The 18,767-nt window shown below is 65.8% G+C and carries 20 protein-coding genes; 9 read left to right on the plus strand and 11 right to left on the minus strand.

The window, feature by feature from the left end:
- Positions 1-92 precede the first annotated feature (92 nt).
- The 4 genes from GVY41_RS08465 to groES all read right to left on the minus strand — a co-directional run bounded on the left by GVY41_RS08465 (position 93) and on the right by groES (position 4,351).
- Positions 93-1,232: a zinc-binding metallopeptidase family protein gene (locus tag GVY41_RS08465; protein WP_161344998.1), complete on the minus strand. Its 1,140-nt coding sequence runs from the start codon at positions 1,230-1,232 to the stop codon at positions 93-95.
- An 82-nt stretch (positions 1,233-1,314) separates the two neighbouring features.
- A complete protein-coding gene (locus tag GVY41_RS08470) occupies positions 1,315-2,184 on the minus strand; it encodes a GGDEF domain-containing protein (protein ID WP_161344996.1) in 870 nt (289 codons plus the stop codon).
- A gap of 118 nt (positions 2,185-2,302) precedes the next feature.
- A complete protein-coding gene (groL, locus tag GVY41_RS08475) occupies positions 2,303-3,949 on the minus strand; it encodes a chaperonin GroEL (protein WP_161344994.1) in 1,647 nt (548 codons plus the stop codon).
- A gap of 114 nt (positions 3,950-4,063) precedes the next feature.
- Positions 4,064-4,351 (minus strand): co-chaperone GroES, encoded by a 288-nt coding sequence (gene groES / locus GVY41_RS08480; protein ID WP_066810924.1) that lies wholly within the window; start codon positions 4,349-4,351, stop codon positions 4,064-4,066.
- 215 nt (positions 4,352-4,566) lie between these two features.
- On the opposite strand from groES, the gene GVY41_RS08485 reads away from it, so the two are divergent.
- From GVY41_RS08485 to GVY41_RS08520, 8 genes are all read left to right on the plus strand, one after another.
- The gene (locus tag GVY41_RS08485; RefSeq protein WP_161344992.1) at positions 4,567-5,637 is read left to right on the plus strand and encodes a TraB/GumN family protein; all 1,071 of its coding nucleotides are present in this window, start codon (positions 4,567-4,569) and stop codon (positions 5,635-5,637) included.
- A gap of 34 nt (positions 5,638-5,671) precedes the next feature.
- Positions 5,672-6,010, plus strand: coding sequence for a nuclear transport factor 2 family protein (locus GVY41_RS08490; protein WP_161344990.1), 339 nt, complete (start codon positions 5,672-5,674; stop codon positions 6,008-6,010).
- Positions 6,011-6,221: 211 nt separating this feature from the next.
- On the plus strand, positions 6,222-7,139 hold the full coding sequence (locus tag GVY41_RS08495) for a manganese-dependent inorganic pyrophosphatase (RefSeq protein ID WP_161344988.1): 918 nt from the start codon (positions 6,222-6,224) through the stop codon (positions 7,137-7,139).
- A gap of 121 nt (positions 7,140-7,260) precedes the next feature.
- Entirely contained in the window at positions 7,261-8,139 is an 879-nt protein-coding gene (locus tag GVY41_RS08500) for a TIGR01459 family HAD-type hydrolase (RefSeq protein WP_161344986.1), read from the plus strand.
- A gap of 143 nt (positions 8,140-8,282) precedes the next feature.
- A complete protein-coding gene (locus tag GVY41_RS08505; RefSeq protein WP_161345527.1) occupies positions 8,283-8,726 on the plus strand; it encodes a MaoC family dehydratase in 444 nt (147 codons plus the stop codon).
- A 31-nt stretch (positions 8,727-8,757) separates the two neighbouring features.
- Entirely contained in the window at positions 8,758-9,684 is a 927-nt protein-coding gene (locus GVY41_RS08510) for a bifunctional riboflavin kinase/FAD synthetase (protein ID WP_161344984.1), read from the plus strand.
- Between the two features lie 49 nt (positions 9,685-9,733).
- Positions 9,734-10,192, plus strand: a complete 459-nt coding sequence (locus GVY41_RS08515) for a YcgN family cysteine cluster protein (protein ID WP_161344982.1) — start codon at positions 9,734-9,736, stop codon at positions 10,190-10,192.
- Positions 10,193-11,245: a threonine aldolase family protein gene (locus GVY41_RS08520; protein WP_161344981.1), complete on the plus strand. Its 1,053-nt coding sequence runs from the start codon at positions 10,193-10,195 to the stop codon at positions 11,243-11,245.
- Here GVY41_RS08520 and GVY41_RS08525 read toward each other — a convergent pair.
- Positions 11,232-12,047 carry an alpha/beta fold hydrolase gene (locus tag GVY41_RS08525; protein WP_161344979.1) on the minus strand — a complete coding sequence of 272 codons (816 nt, stop codon included), beginning with the start codon at positions 12,045-12,047 and terminating at the stop codon, positions 11,232-11,234. The genes GVY41_RS08520 and GVY41_RS08525 overlap by 14 nt on opposite strands.
- 147 nt (positions 12,048-12,194) lie before the next feature.
- On the opposite strand from GVY41_RS08525, the gene GVY41_RS08530 reads away from it, so the two are divergent.
- Positions 12,195-13,214 (plus strand): ribose-phosphate pyrophosphokinase, encoded by a 1,020-nt coding sequence (locus GVY41_RS08530; RefSeq protein ID WP_161344977.1) that lies wholly within the window; start codon positions 12,195-12,197, stop codon positions 13,212-13,214.
- A 25-nt stretch (positions 13,215-13,239) separates the two neighbouring features.
- Here GVY41_RS08530 and GVY41_RS08535 read toward each other — a convergent pair whose 3' ends face one another.
- The 6 genes from GVY41_RS08535 to GVY41_RS08560 all read right to left on the minus strand — a co-directional run bounded on the left by GVY41_RS08535 (position 13,240) and on the right by GVY41_RS08560 (position 18,572).
- Positions 13,240-13,590: an H-type lectin domain-containing protein gene (locus GVY41_RS08535; RefSeq protein WP_161344975.1), complete on the minus strand. Its 351-nt coding sequence runs from the start codon at positions 13,588-13,590 to the stop codon at positions 13,240-13,242.
- Between the two features lie 109 nt (positions 13,591-13,699).
- Positions 13,700-14,131, minus strand: a complete 432-nt coding sequence (locus tag GVY41_RS08540) for a F0F1 ATP synthase subunit epsilon (RefSeq protein WP_161344973.1) — start codon at positions 14,129-14,131, stop codon at positions 13,700-13,702.
- Between the two features lie 9 nt (positions 14,132-14,140).
- Positions 14,141-15,565, minus strand: a complete 1,425-nt coding sequence (atpD, locus tag GVY41_RS08545; protein WP_161344971.1) for a F0F1 ATP synthase subunit beta — start codon at positions 15,563-15,565, stop codon at positions 14,141-14,143.
- 18 nt (positions 15,566-15,583) lie between these two features.
- On the minus strand, positions 15,584-16,453 hold the full coding sequence (locus tag GVY41_RS08550; RefSeq protein ID WP_161344969.1) for a F0F1 ATP synthase subunit gamma: 870 nt from the start codon (positions 16,451-16,453) through the stop codon (positions 15,584-15,586).
- 20 nt (positions 16,454-16,473) lie between these two features.
- The gene (gene atpA / locus GVY41_RS08555; protein WP_161344967.1) at positions 16,474-18,012 is read right to left on the minus strand and encodes a F0F1 ATP synthase subunit alpha; all 1,539 of its coding nucleotides are present in this window, start codon (positions 18,010-18,012) and stop codon (positions 16,474-16,476) included.
- Positions 18,012-18,572 (minus strand): F0F1 ATP synthase subunit delta, encoded by a 561-nt coding sequence (locus GVY41_RS08560; protein WP_161344965.1) that lies wholly within the window; start codon positions 18,570-18,572, stop codon positions 18,012-18,014. Before GVY41_RS08560 ends, atpA begins: the two co-directional genes overlap by 1 nt.
- Positions 18,573-18,767: the final 195 nt, after the last annotated feature.

Here is an 18,767-nt window from a genome sequence, read left to right on the forward strand (position 1 = left end):
CACGCTGCAGCGCAGCGCAATCTTCGGACAAACCGATGCAGGAATGGCGCCGCTTCCGCAAGCAGTTGCGCCCAACTTGTGCAGAATTCGCGCTATCCCGGGGCGGCTCGCGCCTGCACGACAAGGTCATGCACGAAGCCAAGCTTCTTCAGCACGGCCGGGGGCAGCACGAAGGGATAAAGATCCGACTGTCCCATCGAGCGGTTCAGCGCGTTCAGCGCCACCGTCAGCGGCATCCACGCCCCCAGCAGCCGCCGGACACGCCGCACCTTGTGCGGGTCGAAATCCAGCTCGGCGCTCAGCTCGCCATCGTCATCCAGCTCCGGCTCGACGCTGAGTCCGAAGGCAGCGGCCGTTTCCAGCGTGTCGACCATATGCAGGTAATGCGCCCAGGTCTCGGCCCAATCCTCCCAGGCATGCATCGTGGCATAGGCGCTGACATGCCCCTCCTGCCAGCCCGCGGGCGCGCCATTGGCATAATGCCGACCAAGCGCCGCGGCATAATCCTCGGTGTCATCGCCGAACAGCGCCCGGAATTCGTCCAGATGCCCGCCATCACGCACCAGGATATCCCAGTAGTAATGCCCGACCTCGTGGCGGAAATGCCCCAGCAGCGTGCGATAGGCCTCTCCCATGTCGGTGCGCATCTTCTCGCGCGTGGCGTCATCCGCCTCGGTCAGCGAGATGGTGACAACCCCGTCAGCATGGCCGGTCAGCACCCGCTCGCTTGCGCCCGGCGCATCGGCCAGAAAATCGAAGACGAGCGGCTCGGGATGGCCCTCGCCGGGCCGCGGCAGCGGCAGGCCAAGGCGCAGCAGCGAATAAACCAGCCGGCGCTTGGCCGCCTCGATCTTCTGCCAGCGGGCATGGTTCACGGCGTCCGACAGGTCGGGCACGGTGCGGTTGTGGCAACACGCAAGGCAGAACGCCTCGCCCTCGCCCGCGGGCAGCATCCAGTTGCAGGCGCTGCGCTCCCAGTTGGCACAGAACCGGTAGCCTGCCGCGTGATCGCCAAGGTCGCCCGCGGCGCCGGAATCGTCCTTGCGGTCATCGCTGGGTTTGCCCTCGCCGGGCACGCCGTCCCCCGCAATCACCCAGACCGAGCCCTCGGGCTCGACAGCCAGCATCTGGCCGCGTTCGGGCAGATAGCCGACATTGCGCCCGCAGCGCAGGCATTTTGTGTTCTCAAAGTGCAGCACCTGGCCGCAGCATTGGCACTGGAACAGTCTCATCGCGCCCTTCCCGGGGCAGCGCCCCTGATGTCCGGCCGCCCGCGCTTCCGCCGGGACGCAGCCGCAATCGCGGCGCGAGGGTCTATGCCGTCGCCATTCCGCCTTGGGCAACAACCGCCATGCAGACCCGGTTCCGTCCGCCCTGCTTTGCGGCGTAAAGGCCACGGTCGGCCTCCGCGATCAGCGCCGCACGGCTAAGCCCGGCGCGCGCAATCGCCACCCCCACCGACATCGTCACCGGCTCCTGCTCGGCGCGCAATTGCCCCGCCACGGCCGAGCGCAGCCGCTCCGCCGCCTCGCGCGCATCGCCGATGGTCAGTCCGGGCAAGAACACCCCGAACTCCTCGCCCCCGAGCCGGGCCAGCACGTCGCGCCGGCGCAGCGTGCCAGTCAGGATCACCGCGGCATCGCGCAGCACGGTATCGCCCACGGCATGGCCATAGCGGTCGTTGACCGCCTTGAACCCGTCGATATCCAGCATCAGCATAGCCCCCGGCGTGCCTTCGGCCACCCGCGCGTCAAAGCCGCGGCGGTTCAGAAGGCCGGTCAGCGGGTCGGTCTCGGCGGCGCGGCGTTCGATATCGATGCGATCATCCACTGCAAGGATCAGCCGGTTGGTGCTCGACATCAGCCGCCCCACCTGGTCGTGATAGCCAAACGGCAAGGGCTCTGCCGTGCCCGCCGTCTCGAAGGCGCGGATCGTTTCCTCGACCCGGTAGATCGGCTTCAGGATCGCATGCAGCGCCAGCAAGGTGGCCCCGGTGCCAAGCAGGGTGGCGACCAGCGCGACCCCCAGCACATGCAAGCTTCCGCCCGCAAGCATATGCGGATGGCCGAGGGCCCATCCCAGCAGTGCCAGCAACGGAACATGCGTTCCGACGAATGCGACGAAGAACACCTTCGCCATGAAACTACGAGGAAATACACCAGACATCGCGGAATAGAGCCACATGACCCATTCCCTCCCTGTTAGCGCGCCAACCAGCACCCTAGGCGGCGGCGGAGTCCTCTGCAAAGCAAAAGGGGCCCGCGAAGGGCCCCTTTCCGTTCCGGTAAAAGATATACCGAAGTTACATCATGCCGTCCATGCCGCCCATGCCGCCCATGCCGCCGCCGCCGCCAGCGCCGGACTTGTCCTGCGGCTTTTCAGCGATCATGGCTTCGGTGGTGATCAGCAGGCCCGCGATCGAGGCTGCATCTTCCAGCGCGGTCCGCACGACTTTCGCCGGGTCGATCACGCCGAAAGCGAACATGTCGCCATATTCTTCGGTCTGGGCGTTGAAGCCAAAGGCCGGGTCATTCGACTCGCGCACCTTGCCAGCCACGACCGAACCGTCGACGCCAGCATTCTGCGCGATCTGGCGCAGCGGAGCTTCCAGCGACTTGCGGACGATGGCGATGCCGGCAGTCTGGTCGCTGTTTTCACCGACCATGCCTTCAAGCGCCTTGCCAGCCTGGATCAGGGCCACGCCGCCGCCGACAACGATGCCTTCCTGCACGGCCGCACGGGTCGCGTTCAGGGCGTCATCGACGCGGTCCTTGCGCTCTTTCACTTCGGTCTCGGTCATGCCGCCAACGCGGATCACCGCAACGCCGCCAGCCAGCTTGGCCACGCGCTCTTGCAGTTTTTCCTTGTCATAGTCCGAGGTGGTTTCCTCGATCTGCGCGCGGATCTGCGACACACGGGCTTCGATCTCGGCCTTGTCACCGCCGCCATCGACGATGGTGGTGTTGTCCTTGGTGATCGAGACTTTCTTGGCCTTGCCGAGCATGTCGATGGTGACATTCTCCAGCTTCATGCCGAGGTCTTCGCTGATGACCTGACCACCGGTCAGGATCGCCAGATCCTGCAGCATCGCCTTGCGACGATCGCCGAAGCCCGGAGCCTTCACGGCAGCGATCTTCAGGCCGCCGCGCAGCTTGTTGACGACCAGCGTGGCCAGAGCCTCGCCTTCGACGTCTTCCGAAATGATGATCAGCGGCTTGCCCGACTGGATCACGGCTTCCAGCAGCGGCACCATCGGCTGCAGCGACGAGAGTTTCTTCTCGTGCAGCAGGATCAGCGCGTCTTCCAGATCCGCAACCATCTTCTCGGGGTTGGTCACGAAGTAGGGCGACAGGTAGCCACGGTCGAACTGCATGCCCTCGACGACTTCGACCTCGGTCTCCATCCCCTTGTTCTCTTCGACGGTGATGACACCCTCGTTGCCGACCTTCTGCATCGCGTCAGCGATCTGGCGGCCGATGAAGGCTTCGCCGTTCGCCGAAATGGTGCCGACCTGCGCGACTTCGTCGGTGTCCTTCACCGGACGGGCAGCCGCCTTGATCGCCGCGACGACCTTGGTGGTGGCGAGATCGATGCCGCGCTTCAGGTCCATCGGGTTCATGCCCGCTGCGACCGACTTCAGGCCTTCCTTGATGATGGCCTGGGCCAGCACGGTGGCGGTGGTGGTGCCGTCGCCGGCCTCGTCATTGGTGCGGGAAGCGACTTCCTTCACCATCTGGGCGCCCATGTTCTCGAACCGGTCTTCCAGTTCGATCTCTTTGGCGACCGAGACACCGTCCTTGGTGATGCGCGGGGCACCGAACGATTTCTCGATGACGACGTTACGGCCTTTCGGGCCCAGCGTCACCTTGACAGCATCCGCGAGGATGTTGACGCCGCGCAGCATGCGATTGCGGGCATCGGTATCGAATTTGACGTCCTTGGCAGCCATTGGATTTGCTCCTGGTTGTCTTGGGTTACGGGGAGGAAAGCGGTTCTTGCATCAGCCTTGGGGCCGGGCTCAGGGCACCAGGGGTCACCCCCCGGCATCCGAACCCGAAATCCCTCAGGAGAGGATGCCCAGAATGTCGCTTTCCTTCATGATCAGCAGCTCTTCGCCGTCGACGGTCACTTCGGTGCCCGACCACTTGCCGAACAGAACGCGGTCGCCCGCCTTCACCGACATTGCGATCAGCTCGCCCGAATCCTTGCGCGCGCCCTCGCCGACAGAGACGATTTCGCCCTCGGCAGGCTTTTCCTTGGCATTGTCGGGGATGATCAGACCGCCCTTGGTCTTTTCTTCGCCTTGCACACGCTTGACCAGCACGCGGTCATGCAGCGGTTTGAAAGCCATCTGGTAACACTCCCTAGGTTCCAGGTTAAGATCCGTTGGCACTCGTCTTGGGTGAGTGCTAACGCGATGCAGAGGTAAGCGGGTCACCATGCCGTGTCAACTCCCCGCCCACGGCAAAATGATCCGAAAATCGCGCGTCGGTCTGGAAACCTGCCCCCGCAGGTGCCAGCTTGGGATGGGGGCTGCGTCCGCCCCTGCCATCCGCGAGGTTCCCGATGCTCCGCCGCTTCCTTTGCACCCTCGCCCTTGTCGCGCTGCCGGTCGGCGTTCCGGCCCAGACAGAGCTCCAGACTGAGGGCCAGACCGAGAACCAGACGGCACCCGAGGCGACGGCCCGCCCCGCCTGCGCTGGCACCGACCTCCTCGTGGACCTCCCCGCGCCCGAGGCAGAGGCACTCGCCGCCGCGATGGAGGGGCAGTCCTACCCCGAGGGCAATCACTGGCTTGCCCGCAAGGGCGCGGCAGAGATCACGGTGATCGGCACTCTGCATATGTTCGACCCGCGGATGACCGCCGTGATGGACAACCTCGCCCCCACCGTCGAGGCCGCCGATGTGCTGCTGGTCGAAGCGACCGAGGCAGAAATGGCCAGGATGCAGGCCGAACTCGGCCGCCGCCCCGACCTGCTGTTCCTCACCGAGGGGCCAAGCCTGCTGGAACGCCTCACCCCTGACGAGTGGGCGCAACTTTCCACCGAACTGTCCGAACGTGGCGTCCCCGGCATGATGGCCGCCAAGATGCAGCCCTGGTATGTGGCGATGATGCTGGGTATGCCCGCCTGCGCCATCCCGCAGCCCGGCCAGCAGATGCAGGGCCTCGACAAGATGCTGATGGACAGCGCCGCAAAGGCCGGCACCCCCACCCGCGCGCTCGAAGCCTATGATACCGTCTTCGACATCTTCGCCCGCTTCACCATGGACCAGCAGCTCGACATGATCCGCGCCTCGCTGCCGCTTGCGGGCGCCGCCGAGGATGTCTTCGCCACCCTCACTGCCGCCTATTTCGCCGAGGAACACCGCCGTATCTGGGAGTTTTCCCGCATGATGACGCTGGGTGCCCCCGGCGCCAATCCCGTGCAGGCCGAGGCGGATTTCGACCTCCTCGAACGCGCCCTCCTCACCGAACGCAACCGCGCCTGGATGGAGGTGATCGAGGCCGAGGCCGGGGACGGCACTGCCCCCCGCAAACTGGTCGTCGCCGCCGGCGCCGCGCATCTCTCCGGCCCCGATGGCGTGCTGACCCTGCTGGCCGCGGACGGGTGGGAGCTGGAACGCCAGCCCTTCTGACGGCGTTGACCCGCCAGCAGACAGGAGCCCCGCCATGACCGCACCGATCTGGACCCTGGAAGCCGCCCTCTGGACCGGCGGCCTCCCCGAATACCGCAAGTCGATGGACCCATCCTGCATGATGGTCCTGCCCGGGCCCGGCATCTTGCAGGGCGAGGCGATCCTCGCCAGCCTGGAGGCCGCCCCGCGCTGGCGCGAGGTGGACATGGCCGGCCGCCATCTGGCCGAAACCGACGGGCTCTGCGTGCTTGGCTACGTCGCCACAGCGAACCGCGAAGGCGCCGCACCCTACCGCGCCGCCTGCTCCTCGGCCTGGGTGCGGCGCGAGTCCGGCTGGAAGATCGTCCAGCACCAGCAGACCCCGCTCGACTGACCGCGCCCCTTCCCCTTTGCCTTTTCCAAATATCCCGGGGGGCGCGGCCAACGGCCGCGGGGGGCAGCGCCCCCCTCTTCGCCGACACCGGCCGTCCACCCGTCCCCGGCGAGACCACGCCCCCCTTCCCCGGTGACAACCCATGCTGCAGCGCCTATAAGGCGGGCGCATTCCATTCTGCCAGTGCGGCATGACCCGAAGGGACTATTTCATGATCAAGGTTCTCGGCCACAAATCCCCCGACACCGACTCCACCGGCTCGCCCATCATCTGGGCCTGGTACCTGACCGAGGTGAACGGCACCCCTGCCATCCCGGTGCTGCTGGGAGAGCCGAACACCGAAGCGGCGTTCATGCTGACCCATTGGGACCTGCCCAAGCCGCAGATCATCGCCGATGTCACCGCCGAGGACAGCGTGGTCATCGTCGACACCAACAACCCGGCAGAACTGCCGCCCTCGATCAACGATGCCAAGATCCTCGGCATCATCGACCATCACATGCTGGTCGGCGGCCTCAAGACCCGCACCCCGATCGACATCACCATCCGACCGCTGGCCTGCACCGCGACCATCCTGCACGACCTGATCGGCGCGGATCTGGCCCGCGCCCCGCGCGGCATCAAGGGTGCGATCCTGTCCTGCATCCTGTCCGACACGCTGGAATTCCGCTCGCCCACCACCACTCCGCATGACAAGGCCGTGGCCGAAGCGCTGGCCGCCGATCTGGGCGTCTCGATCCCGGATTTCGCCGCCGAACTCTTCGCCGCCAAATCCGATGTCTCGGCCTTCTCGGACGCGGAACTGCTGCGGATGGATAGCAAGGAATACACCATCGACGGCACCGAGCTGCGGATCTCGGTCCTGGAAACCACCTCGCCCCGCATCGTGCTCGACCGCAAGGCCAGCCTGATGGCCGCCATGCCCGCCGTGGCCGCCGAAGACGGCGCCGAGCATGTCATGCTGTTCGTCATCGACATCCTGCGTGAAGAGGCGACGCTGCTGGTCCCCAACGACCTGGTCAAGCGCATCGCCGAGGCCAGCTTCGGCTGCACCGTCACCGGCGACACAGTCGTGCTGCCGGGCATCATGAGCCGCAAGAAGCAGATCATCCCGGCGCTGAAGCTCTGATCCGACAAGGGGCGCCCCACCGGGCGCCCCTTGTCCGCGCTGCGGGGATGCCCGCAAAACTGCCATATGGAAACCATATCGTTTCCATATGCTTTCCACCCCTCCCCCGAAGGTTCCCCCCATGACCCGCATCCTCTCCTCGCTGTCCGAAATCGCCGCGGACTATGACGCGCTGCTCTGCGATCTGTGGGGGTGCCTGCATAACGGCATCGCCCCCTATCCGGCCGCCGTGGCGGCGCTGCAGGCGTTCCGGGCGGGCGGCGGCAAGGTGGTGCTGCTGACCAACGCCCCCCGCCCCAATGCCGACGTGATCGTGCAACTGGACCGGATGGGCGTGCCCCGCGATGCCTGGGACGTCGTCGTCTCCTCGGGCGATGCGGCACAGGACGCGATGTTCGCCGGGGCTGTCGGCCGCAAGGTCTGGTTCGTCGGTGCCGACAAGGACCTGAACTTTTTCAATGAGATCCCGTCCGGGTGGGCGGATGCCCCCGCCATCGAGCGGGTGCCGCTGGAGGAAGCCGAGGGTATCGTCTGCACCGGGCTGTTCGATGACCTGACCGAGACGCCCGACGATTACCGCGCCCGGTTCCTGCTGGCCAAGACGGGCGGGCTGAAGCTGCTTTGCGCCAATCCGGACATCGTGGTCGACATGGGCGACCAGCGCATCTACTGCGCCGGCGCCCTCGCGCAGCTCTACACCGAGATGGGCGGCGAAAGCCTCTATTTCGGCAAGCCGCACCCCCCCATCTACGACCTCGCCCGCCGCCGCCTCGCCGATCTCGGCGGCCCGGGCAACCCCCGCCTGCTGGCCATCGGCGACGGCATCCGCACCGATGTGGAAGGTGGGCTGGGGGAGGGTATCGACACGGTGTTCATCACCGGCGGCCTTGCCGCAGAAGCCTTTGGAAACGATGTGGAAAATCCCGAGGCCGCCGCGCTGGACAGCTGGCTGGAAGCGCAGCAGCTGGTGCCCCAATACGCGATTGGCCGCCTTCGCTGAGCGGTCGCCCGGCATCCGTAAAGTAACATTATTGCCATATTAAGCCATCAAACGATAATTAGTTACCCTATGGCTGTTGCGCGCCCGGCGCCCGCAGTGCTATGCTGCACTGCAACATAGCCCCAAGGTCGGGAATCGGAATGATGCTGGACAACTCACCCCGCGGCACGATCTGCATCGAGGATCTCGAGATCGGCATGGTGCGTTACCTGCGCAAGGAGGTGACCGACCGCGACATCGAGCTGTTCGCCGAGGTCTCGACCGACCGCAACCCGGTGCATCTGGATGAAGCCTATGCGCAGGACACCATCTTTGGCGGGCGCATCGCCCATGGGATGCTGACCGCCGGCCTGATTTCGGCGGTGATAGGCGAGCAGCTGCCCGGCCACGGCACCGTCTATCTTGGCCAGACGCTGAAGTTCATGGCCCCCGTCCGTCCCGGCGACATGGTCTATGCCGAGGTGAAGGTCATCGCCATCGACCATGCCAAGCGCCGTGTGACCCTTGAAACCCACTGCGCCGTGGGCGATACCGTCGTCCTGAAGGGCGAGGCCGTGGTTCTGGCGCCAAGCCGCAAATTCGACTGATCCGGCGGGCCGCTCCCCGCCCCGGGGGACGATGCGCAGACTGACCGACTGGACCGGGCTTTCCGATGCCGACCGCGGCGCGTCCATTGCAATGGGCAATTTCGACGGCGTCCATATCGGGCATCAGGCGGTGCTTGCACAGGCGCGCCGCCCCGGCGCCCCTTTGGGGGTGCTGACCTTCGAGCCGCATCCCCGCGAATATTTCGCCCGCGATGCGCCCCCCTTCCGCCTGATGAACGCCGAATCGCGGGCTAACCGGCTGGAAAAGCTGGGCGTGGACTGGCTGTATGAACTGCCCTTCGACGCGCGCCTTGCCGGGATGGAGGCCGAGGATTTCGCCCGCGAGGTTCTGGCCGAGGGCCTCGGCGTCTCCAACGTCACCGTCGGCGCCGATTTCTGCTTCGGCAAGGGCCGCCGCGGCACCGTCGCCAAGCTGCAGGCGTTCGGCGCCCGCTTCGGCTTCGGCGTGACCATCGCCGAATTGGTGGGGCTGGAGGGGCAGGAGATTTCCTCGACCGCGATCCGCACCGCCCTGTCGGAAGGCCGCCCCCGCGATGCCGCCCGGATGATGGGCCACTGGCACCGGATCGAGGGCGAGGTGATCCACGGCGAAAAGCGTGGGCGTGAGCTTGGCTATCCCACCGCGAACATGGGCGTCGACGGGCTGCACCTGCCCCGCCTTGGCGTCTACGCGGTGAAGGTCGATGTGCTCGAGGGGCCGCAGGCCGGCAGCTATGGCGGGGCGGCGAGCCTTGGCGTGCGGCCCATGTTCGGGACGAACACCCCGAACCTGGAGAGCTTCCTGTTCGACTTTTCGGGTGATCTCTACGGCAAGCACCTCTCCGTCGCTTTCGTGGACTATCTGCGCCCCGAGATGAAGTTCGACGGGTTGCCGGCACTGATGGACCAGATGGCGGCGGACTGCGCGCAGGCCCGCACCATCCTCGCCGGGCTGTGAGACACCCGCCCCTTCCCTTCCGCGCCCGCATACTGCACTGTCCCGCCCGATGACACGCCCTGCCCCTCCCCTCCGCCCCGAGTTCTGGACGCTGCCGCTGAACCGCCTGAACCCCACCGAGTGGGAGGCGCTCTGCGACGGCTGCGGCAAGTGTTGCCTGAACAAGATCGAATACGAAGACAACAACGAGATCGCCTTCACCAACATCGCCTGCAAGCTGCTGGACGGGCAAAGCTGCCGCTGCACCAATTACGAGATCCGCCACCAGTTCGTGCCCGATTGCGTGCGCCTGTCGCCCAAGACCATCAACAAGATCGCCTACTGGATGCCCTCCACCTGCGCCTATCGCCTGCGCCATCAGGGCCAGCCGCTGTTCGACTGGCATCCGCTGATCTCGGGCGATCCGAACTCGGTCCATGCCGCGGGCCAATCGGTGCAGGGCTGGACGGTGCCGGAATTCAACGTCCCCGAAGAAGACTGGGACGACTACATCATCGAGGACCTGTGAATGAACTTCGCCTCTGACAACTCCTCAGCCGCCGCGCCCGAGGTGATGGCCGCGCTGCAGGCCGCCAATACCGGCTATGCCGCGCCCTATGGCAATGACGAGATCATGGGGCGGGTGCGTGCGAAGATCCGCGAGATCTTCGAGGCGCCCGAGGCGGCGGTCTATCTGGTGGCCACCGGCACCGCGGCCAATGCGCTGTCGCTGGCGATCCTGACCCAGCCCTGGGGCGCGGTGTTCTGCCATCGCAACGCCCATGTCGAGGAGGACGAATGCGGCGCGCCGGAGTTCTACACCGGCGGCGCCAAGCTGGTGCTGGTCGAGGGCGCCCATGCCAAGATGACGCCGGACGCGCTGCACAAGGCGATCAATTTCATCGGCCGCGGCGGCATCCACAACGTCCAGCGCGGCATGGTCACGATTACCAACGCCACCGAGAATGGCACCGTGTTCTTCCCGTCCGAGGTGAAGGCACTGGCCGCCGTCGCCCGCGGCTTCGGCCTGCCGGTGCATATGGACGGTGCCCGCTTCGCCAATGCCATCGTCGCCACCGGCGCCACCCCGGCCGAGATGACCTGGAAGGCCGGCGTCGATGTGCTGTCCTTCGGCGGCACCAAGAACGGCTGCATGGGGGTCGAGGCGGTGGTGATCTTCGATCCCGCCAAGGCCCGCGAGTTCGAGCTGCGCCGCAAGCGCGGCGGGCACCTGTTCTCCAAGCACCGGTTCCTGTCGGCGCAGATGGAAGCTTACCTGACCGACGGTCTCTGGCTGCGGCTGGCGGGCCGGGCCAATGCGGCGGCGGCGCGGCTGTCGGCGGCGCTGCTGGCGGCGCCGCAGACCAGCCTTGTGCATCCCTGCGAGGCGAACTCGGTCTTCGCCGCCTTCCCCCGCGCAGGCCACAAGCGGGCGCAGGCGGCGGGCGCGGCCTATTATCTCTGGCCCGGCGATCAGTCGATGGATGGGCCGGACAATGAGTCGCTGGCCGCGCGGCTGGTCTGTTCGTGGTCCACGACAGACGCAGACGTGGACGCCTTCGTATCGCTTATCCGCGGCTGAGCAGCCCCGCGATCAACGCCGCCACCTCTCCCGGATGGGTCAGCGGCAGCATATGCCTGGCCCCCGCCACCACCTCCAGCCGCGCGCCGGGGATCCGGCCAGCCAGCACCTCCATCACCGCCGGGATCGAGGCGGGGGAACGGTCGCCGCGGATCAGCAGCACCGGCATCGCCAGCGCCTCCAGCCGGCCCTGCCGCATCAGCCCCGCCGAATCCCCCTCATTCGCCGGGGCAATCGCGGCCAGCAGACCGATGCGCCGGATGAAGTTGCCGCGCTGGCGGGCATCGACGCTTTCCCAAGGCAGGCCGTTGCCCCAAAGCCCCACGAACAGCTCTGCCGCCAAAGCCGCGTCACCTGCCTGCATCGCCGTCCGGAACGGCGCGGACTCCGCCAGATAGACCGGCCAATGCGGCCCGTCCTGCAGCGCCGCGAACAGCACCGGCTCGATCAGGGTCAGCGTCCGCACCCGCGCAGGCGCCTCCAGCGCCGCCGCCAGCGCCACCAGTGCGCCGAAGGAATGGCCGATCACATCCACCGGCCCCTCGGCCTGCCGCAGCAGCTCCAGCGCCGTGGCAGTCGCCGCCCCCAGATAATTCGCGCCACCCCACAGCCCCGGCTCCCAGTCGGCAGATCGGCCATGCCCCGGCAGATCGAACGCGGTCATCGTCAGCTGCCCGCCAAGCGCCGCCATCAGCGGCGCCCAAGTCCCCGAATGCGCCAGCGAGCAATGGATGCCAAGCGCGGGCCGCGGCCCCTGCCCGAACTGCTGCACGAAGGCCGCCGACCTCAGATCATCGCGCATGGCGCTCCCGTTTCCCCCGTGACACCGGCGCCTGATTTCACCGCGGCGCAGCGAAAACAGCAGGAGCGGTTTGCGGCAAGGCTAGCCGGGTGCTAAGGCGGGGGCAACGTCACGAATCCGTCATTCGACTGCCGCGAAGGACCTCCAATGCCCGTCATCACCGAGCCGAAGATCATCTCCGGCAATGCCAACCGATCGCTTGCGACTTCCATCGCCCGCCGCATGTCCATGCATCGCGGCATGTCCGTGGGGCTGGTCGACGCAAGGGTCGAGAGGTTCAACGACCAGGAAATCTTCGTCGAGGTTTTCGAGAATGTCCGCGGCGAGGACATGTTCATCGTGCAGTCCACCTCGAACCCCGCCAATGACAACCTGATGGAATTGCTGATCATCACCGATGCGCTGCGCCGCTCCTCGGCCGCGCGCATCACCGCGGTGATCCCCTATTTCGGCTATGCAAGGCAGGATCGCCGCTCCAAGGCCCGCACCCCGATCTCGGCCAAGCTGGTCGCCAACCTCATCACCGAGGCCGGGATCGACCGGGTGCTGACGCTGGACCTGCATGCCGCCCAGATCCAGGGTTTCTTCGACATCCCGGTGGACAACCTCTATGCCGCGCCGATCTTCGCGCTGGATATCGAGCACAACTTCAAGAACCGGATGGACGAGCTGATGATCGTCTCGCCCGACGTGGGCGGCGTGGCGCGGGCACGCGAACTGGCCAAGCGGATCAACGCGCCGCTGGCCATCGTCGACAAGCGGCGCGAGAAGGCCGGCGAAGTGGCGGGCATGACGGTGATCGGCGACGTGGCGGGCAAGACCTGCATCATCGTCGATGACATGTGCGATACGGCCGGCACGCTGTGCAAGGCCGCCGAGGTGCTGATGGAAGCAGGCGCGACCGAGGTTCACAGCTACATCACCCACGGCGTGCTGTCGGGACCGGCAGTGGAGCGCATTTCCAAATCGGTGATGAAGAACCTGGTGATCACCGATTCCATCGAGCCGACCGCCGCCGTCAAGGCCTGCGCCAATATCCGCATCGTGCCGACCGCGCCGATGTTCGCGCAGGCGATCCTGAACACCTGGAACGGCACCAGCGTGTCCTCGCTGTTCGAGACCGACACGCTCGTGCCGATCTACGAAGGCCTCTACACCCGCGGGTAAAGCCAAAGCTGGGCCTTGGTGGCGGTCAGCGAACTTCCCAGTCATCGTCACTGGGCAGCTCGCCGATCGCCAGCCAGTCGGCGCGCACCCGGGCGACCCGCGTGTCGCCCCAGGTACGAAACACCACGGCAAAGCCCTCTTCCGTGATCATGTCGGCGGAAATGTCGGCGCGCTGGTTCGACTTCTTGTCCATATCCCACATCGAGATCGTCACCTGCACCGCAGGCGGCGTGGAATAGCGCTCAGAGAAGGACACAAGCTGGCGCAGCTCGCGCGGGCCGGAGCCTGTCCACATCGCGCCGCCATGCTGGTAGTCGGAGAACAGAACGATGGAGCCCTGATCGACCCCCACGAGAAACTTGCTCAGTCGCCGCATCGACCGCCCCCGCCCTGCCTTCTTTGTGCAAGTCTGACGTGTAAAGGCTTCACTGAAAAGCACAAAGCCCCGGTTTCCCGGGGCCTTGCAAAAACACCGTTCGCCAAGGTCAGAGCGACGCTTGGTTCGGGTCGAGCCCGATATGCGTGCCCATGGCCACCATGTCGGCCAGCAGTTTGGCGGCGGCTTCCACCGCTTCCTCGCCAGCTTCCTCGCGGGCACTCTCATGCTGCCGCTTCGCTTCGACGACCATGGTCGTATACACTTCCTGGGTCATCTCGGTTGTCGGCAACCCGCGCTCGGCCAGCACCGACACGCTGTCGCCGGTGATCTCGGCAAAGCCGCCGGTCACCGCATACTCGGTGCTGCCCTCGGCCGAAATCACGGTCAGGATGCCCGGCCGCAGCGTCGTGATCATCGGCGCATGGCCCGGCATGGCGGTCAGATCGCCATCGGCACCGGGAATGCGCACCTCGCGCGCCTGAACGGAAGTCAGCTTCCGTTCGGGCGAGACGAGGTCGAACTGCATCGTGTCGGCCATTGTGCCCCCTTACGCCGCTTCGGCGGCGAGACGCTGCGCCTTGGCGATCACTTCTTCGATGCCGCCCACCATGTAGAAGGCCGCTTCCGGCAGGTGGTCGTATTCACCGGCCACAACCGCCTTGAACGACTTGATGGTGTCCTCCAGCGGAACCTGCTTGCCGTCGGCGCCGGTGAAGACCTTCGCCACGTCGAAGGGCTGCGACAGGAAGCGCTGGATTTTCCGCGCGCGGGTCACGGTCAGCTTGTCCTCTTCCGACAGCTCGTCCATCCCGAGGATGGCGATGATGTCCTGCAGCGACTTGTAGCGCTGAAGGATCTGCTGCACGTCGTTGGCAACCTTGTAGTGCTCTTCGCCGATCACCGCCGGGTCGAGCAGGCGCGAGGTCGAGTCGAGCGGGTCGACGGCCGGATAGATGCCCAGTTCCGAGATCGCACGCGACAGCACCGTGGTGGCATCGAGGTGCGCGAACGAGGCGGCAGGCGCCGGGTCGGTAAGGTCATCGGCCGGAACGTAGATGGCCTGCACCGAGGTGATCGACCCCTTCTTGGTCGAGGTGATCCGCTCTTGCAGGGCGCCCATGTCGGTCGCCAGCGTCGGCTGATAGCCCACGGCCGAGGGGATCCGGCCCAGCAGGGCCGACACTTCCGAACCCGCCTGGGTAAAGCGGAAGATGTTGTCCACGAAGAACAGCACGTCGGTGCCGGACTGGTCGCGGAACTGCTCGGCCAGGGTCAGGCCGGTCAGCGCGACGCGGGCACGGGCGCCCGGCGGCTCGTTCATCTGGCCATAGACAAGGGCCACCTTGGAGGCCGTCAGATCGTCGGGGTTGATAACGCCCGACTCGATCATCTCGTGGTAGAGGTCGTTCCCTTCACGGGTCCGCTCGCCCACGCCGGCGAACACGGAATACCCCGAGTGCACCTTGGCGATGTTGTTGATCAGTTCCATGATCAGAACCGTCTTGCCCACGCCGGCGCCGCCGAACAGGCCGATCTTGCCGCCCTTGGCATAGGGCGCCAGCAGGTCGATCACCTTGATGCCGGTGACCAGAACCACGCTTTCGGTGGACTGTTCGTCGAACAGCGGGGCCGGCTGGTGGATGGCGCGGGTTTCGGTCGCGTTGACCGGGCCCTTTTCATCCACCGGCTCGCCGATCACGTTCAGGATCCGGCCAAGCGTCGCGTCGCCCACCGGAACCGAGATCGGCATTTCAAGGTCGGTCACCGGGGCGCCGCGCACGAGGCCTTCGGTGGCGTCCATGGCGATGGTCCGCACGGTGTTCTCGCCCAGATGCTGGGCGACTTCCAGAACCAGGCGCTTGCCGTTGTTGACGGTTTCGAGGGCGTTCAGAATAGCCGGCAGTTTGTCTTCAAACTGCACGTCGACGACGGCGCCGATCACCTGCGTGACTTTGCCAGTTGCGTTTGCCATGTGGTTTCTCCGGTTCCGTCAGAGCGCTTCGGCGCCCGAGATGATTTCGATGAGTTCCGTGGTGATCGCGGCCTGGCGCGAGCGGTTGTAGACGATGGTCAGCTTGTTGATCATGTCGCCCGCGTTGCGGGTGGCATTGTCCATCGCGCTCATCCGCGCACCCTGTTCCGAAGCCCCGTTTTCCAGCAGCGCCGTAAAGATCTGCGTGGCGACAGAGCGCGGCAGCAGATCGGCCAGGATACCCTCCTCGGAAGGCTCGTAGTCATAAAGCGACGAGGCTTCCGCCCCGCCTTCGAACACCGCCGGGATCACCTGCTGCGCGGTCGGGATCTGGCTGATCACCGACTGGAAGCGGTTGTAGAAGATCGTCGCCACATCGAACTCGTTCGCGGTGAAGCGGGCGAGGATGTCGCGGGCGATGCCCTGCGCGTTGTCATAGCCGATGCGCTTGACCTCGGACAGGTCGACATGGCCGATGAAGTACTGGCCAAAGTCGCGCTTCAGCTGCTCGCGGCCCTTCTTGCCGACGGTGAGGATCTTCACCGTCTTTCCGGCCGCCAGCAATTCGTTGATCCTCGCCCGGGCCAGCCGGACGATGACGGTATTGAAACCGCCGCACAGACCCCGTTCCGAGGTCATGACGACAAGCAGATGCACCTTGTCGGCGCCGGTGCCGGCCAGAAGGCGCGGCGCGCCTTCGGACCCGGCGACCGAGGAGGCAAGCCCCGCGACGACGGCATTCATCCGCTCGGCATAGGGACGCGCGGCCTCGGCGGCCTCCTGGGCACGGCGCAGTTTTGCGGCCGCGACCATCTGCATCGCTTTCGTGATCTTCCGCGTGGATTTCACGCTTCCGATCCGGTTCTTCAGGTCCTTAAGGCTAGGCATAACCCTGTCCTCTCCCCCGCTCAGGCGAAGGTTTTCGCGTACTCGTCGAGAGCAGCGCGGATCGACTTTTCAAGATCGCCCGCAACTTTACGGTCGTTCCGGGTGATGTCGTCCAGCAGGTCCTTGCGGTTGTTGCGCAGATAGGACAGCAGGCCCGCTTCCCAGCGGCCGACTTCCTTGACCGGGACGCCGTCGATATAGCCCTTGGTGCCCGCGAAGATGACGATCACGATTTCCGCGTTGGTCATCGGCGAGTATTGCGGCTGTTTCATCAGCTCGGTCAGGCGCGCGCCGCGGTTCAGCAGCCGCTGGGTCGAGGCGTCGAGGTCAGACCCGAACTGCGCGAAGGCCGCCATCTCGCGGTACTGCGCCAGTTCCAGCTTCACCGGGCCGGCCACCGACTTCATCGCCGAGGTCTGGGCCGCAGAGCCGACGCGGCTCACCGACAGACCGGTGTTCACGGCGGGGCGGACGCCCTGATAGAACAGCTCGGTTTCCAGGAAGATCTGGCCGTCGGTGATCGAGATCACGTTGGTCGGGATATAGGCCGACACGTCACCGGCTTGCGTCTCGATGATCGGCAGGGCGGTCAGCGAGCCCGAGCCGAAATCCTCGTTCAGCTTCGACGACCGCTCCAGCAGGCGGGAGTGCAGGTAGAACACGTCGCCCGGATAGGCCTCGCGCCCCGGCGGACGGCGCAGCAGCAGCGACATCTGGCGGTAGGCGACGGCCTGTTTGGAAAGGTCATCATAGATGATCAGGGCATGGCGGCCGTTGTCGCGGAAGAATTCCGCAATGGCGGTCGCCGAATAGGGCGCCAGGAACTGCATCGGCGCCGGGTCCGAGGCGGTGGCAGCCACGACGATCGAATAGGCGATCGCGCCGCTTTCTTCCAGCTTCTTCACCAGCTGCGCCACGGTCGAGCGCTTCTGCCCGATGGCGACGTAGACGCAGTAGAGCTTCTTGCTCTCGTCGTCGCCGGCGGCTTCGTTGTAGGATTTCTGGTTGAGGATCGTGTCGAGCGCGATGGCGGTCTTGCCGGTCTGGCGGTCACCGATGATCAGCTCGCGCTGGCCACGGCCGACCGGGATCATGGCGTCGACCGATTTCAGGCCGGTCGCCATCGGCTCATGCACCGATTTGCGCGGGATGATGCCCGGGGCCTTGACGTCGGCCACGCGGCGCTCGGTCGAGACGATCGGGCCCTTGCCGTCGATCGGGTTGCCAAGTGCGTCGACGACGCGGCCCAGCAGGCCATTGCCTACCGGCACGTCCACGATCGACTGGGTCCGCTTGACGACATCGCCTTCCTTGATGTCGCGGTCCGAGCCGAAGATCACGATACCGACGTTGTCGACCTCGAGGTTCAGCGCCATCCCGCGGATACCGCCGGGGAATTCGACCATCTCGCCGGCCTGGACATTGTCGAGCCCGTGGACCCGTGCGATCCCGTCACCGACGCTGAGCACGCGGCCCACTTCGGCAACTTCGGCGTCCTGGCCGAAGTTCTTGATCTGCTCCTTGAGGATCGCAGAGATCTCGGCTGCTTGGATTCCCATTATCCGACCTCTTTCATGGCATGCTGGAGAGAGGCGAGCTTCGAGGCGACCGACGTGTCGATCATCTTCGAGCCAACCTTGACGATAAGACCACCGATGAGGCTTTCATCGACGGCCGTGTTCAGGATGACGGTCTTGCCGACCGTTTTGGAAAGTGCGGCTGCAAGGCGTTCGGACTGCGCGGCCGACAGCGGCGAGGCCGCGGTCACATCCGCGGTCACTTCGCCCTTCTCGGCGGCGATGCGGTCCTTCAGCGCCGTGACCAGCTGCGGCAGCACGAACAGCCGGCGCTTGGCCGACATCAGCGCCAGCGTGTTGGCCATCAGCTGCGACAGGCCCATCTTCGCCACGATGGCGGCGATGCTGCGCGCCTGCTCGTCGCGGCTGTAGACCGGCGATACGATCAGGTCGCGGAATTCGGCGCTGTCCTTCAGCGCAGCCCCAAGTGCCGAAACGTCGGCCTCCAGCGTCGCAAGGCTGCCGCCTTCCTTCGCAAGGTCGAAAACGGCCGTCGCATAGCGCCCGGCGATGTTTGCGGAGATAGAAGCTGGTTCGGACACGTCCACCCTTCCGATGTCTTTGCCCCGGACCTGCTCCCTGCAGGTAGAGGGCGACCCGTGGTCTGCGCGGAGTTCCGCCACACACCCAAATTCGGCGCGGGTTTAGCAGAGCAAAGCCCGTGTCGCAACCGCCAAGAGCGTCCCGGCATCGGCCAAAAACGTCGATTTGTCTGGGACTTGGCCGGGGGTCAGCAA

It is taken from the genome of Frigidibacter albus (assembly GCF_009908165.1).
GTDB classification, from domain to species: Bacteria; Pseudomonadota; Alphaproteobacteria; order Rhodobacterales; family Rhodobacteraceae; genus Frigidibacter; species Frigidibacter albus.

Coding starts and splice junctions, on each gene's coding strand:
- GVY41_RS08465 (WP_161344998.1), bottom strand. CDS start 1,232: ATGAGACTGTTCCAGTGCCAATGCTGCGGCCAGGTGCTGCACTTTGAG.
- GVY41_RS08470 (WP_161344996.1), bottom strand. CDS start 2,184: ATGTGGCTCTATTCCGCGATGTCTGGTGTATTTCCTCGTAGTTTCATG.
- groL (WP_161344994.1), bottom strand. CDS start 3,949: ATGGCTGCCAAGGACGTCAAATTCGATACCGATGCCCGCAATCGCATG.
- groES (WP_066810924.1), bottom strand. CDS start 4,351: ATGGCTTTCAAACCGCTGCATGACCGCGTGCTGGTCAAGCGTGTGCAA.
- GVY41_RS08485 (WP_161344992.1), top strand. CDS start 4,567: ATGCTCCGCCGCTTCCTTTGCACCCTCGCCCTTGTCGCGCTGCCGGTC.
- GVY41_RS08490 (WP_161344990.1), top strand. CDS start 5,672: ATGACCGCACCGATCTGGACCCTGGAAGCCGCCCTCTGGACCGGCGGC.
- GVY41_RS08495 (WP_161344988.1), top strand. CDS start 6,222: ATGATCAAGGTTCTCGGCCACAAATCCCCCGACACCGACTCCACCGGC.
- GVY41_RS08500 (WP_161344986.1), top strand. CDS start 7,261: ATGACCCGCATCCTCTCCTCGCTGTCCGAAATCGCCGCGGACTATGAC.
- GVY41_RS08505 (WP_161345527.1), top strand. CDS start 8,283: ATGCTGGACAACTCACCCCGCGGCACGATCTGCATCGAGGATCTCGAG.
- GVY41_RS08510 (WP_161344984.1), top strand. CDS start 8,758: ATGCGCAGACTGACCGACTGGACCGGGCTTTCCGATGCCGACCGCGGC.
- GVY41_RS08515 (WP_161344982.1), top strand. CDS start 9,734: ATGACACGCCCTGCCCCTCCCCTCCGCCCCGAGTTCTGGACGCTGCCG.
- GVY41_RS08520 (WP_161344981.1), top strand. CDS start 10,193: ATGAACTTCGCCTCTGACAACTCCTCAGCCGCCGCGCCCGAGGTGATG.
- GVY41_RS08525 (WP_161344979.1), bottom strand. CDS start 12,047: ATGCGCGATGATCTGAGGTCGGCGGCCTTCGTGCAGCAGTTCGGGCAG.
- GVY41_RS08530 (WP_161344977.1), top strand. CDS start 12,195: ATGCCCGTCATCACCGAGCCGAAGATCATCTCCGGCAATGCCAACCGA.
- GVY41_RS08535 (WP_161344975.1), bottom strand. CDS start 13,590: ATGCGGCGACTGAGCAAGTTTCTCGTGGGGGTCGATCAGGGCTCCATC.
- GVY41_RS08540 (WP_161344973.1), bottom strand. CDS start 14,131: ATGGCCGACACGATGCAGTTCGACCTCGTCTCGCCCGAACGGAAGCTG.
- atpD (WP_161344971.1), bottom strand. CDS start 15,565: ATGGCAAACGCAACTGGCAAAGTCACGCAGGTGATCGGCGCCGTCGTC.
- GVY41_RS08550 (WP_161344969.1), bottom strand. CDS start 16,453: ATGCCTAGCCTTAAGGACCTGAAGAACCGGATCGGAAGCGTGAAATCC.
- atpA (WP_161344967.1), bottom strand. CDS start 18,012: ATGGGAATCCAAGCAGCCGAGATCTCTGCGATCCTCAAGGAGCAGATC.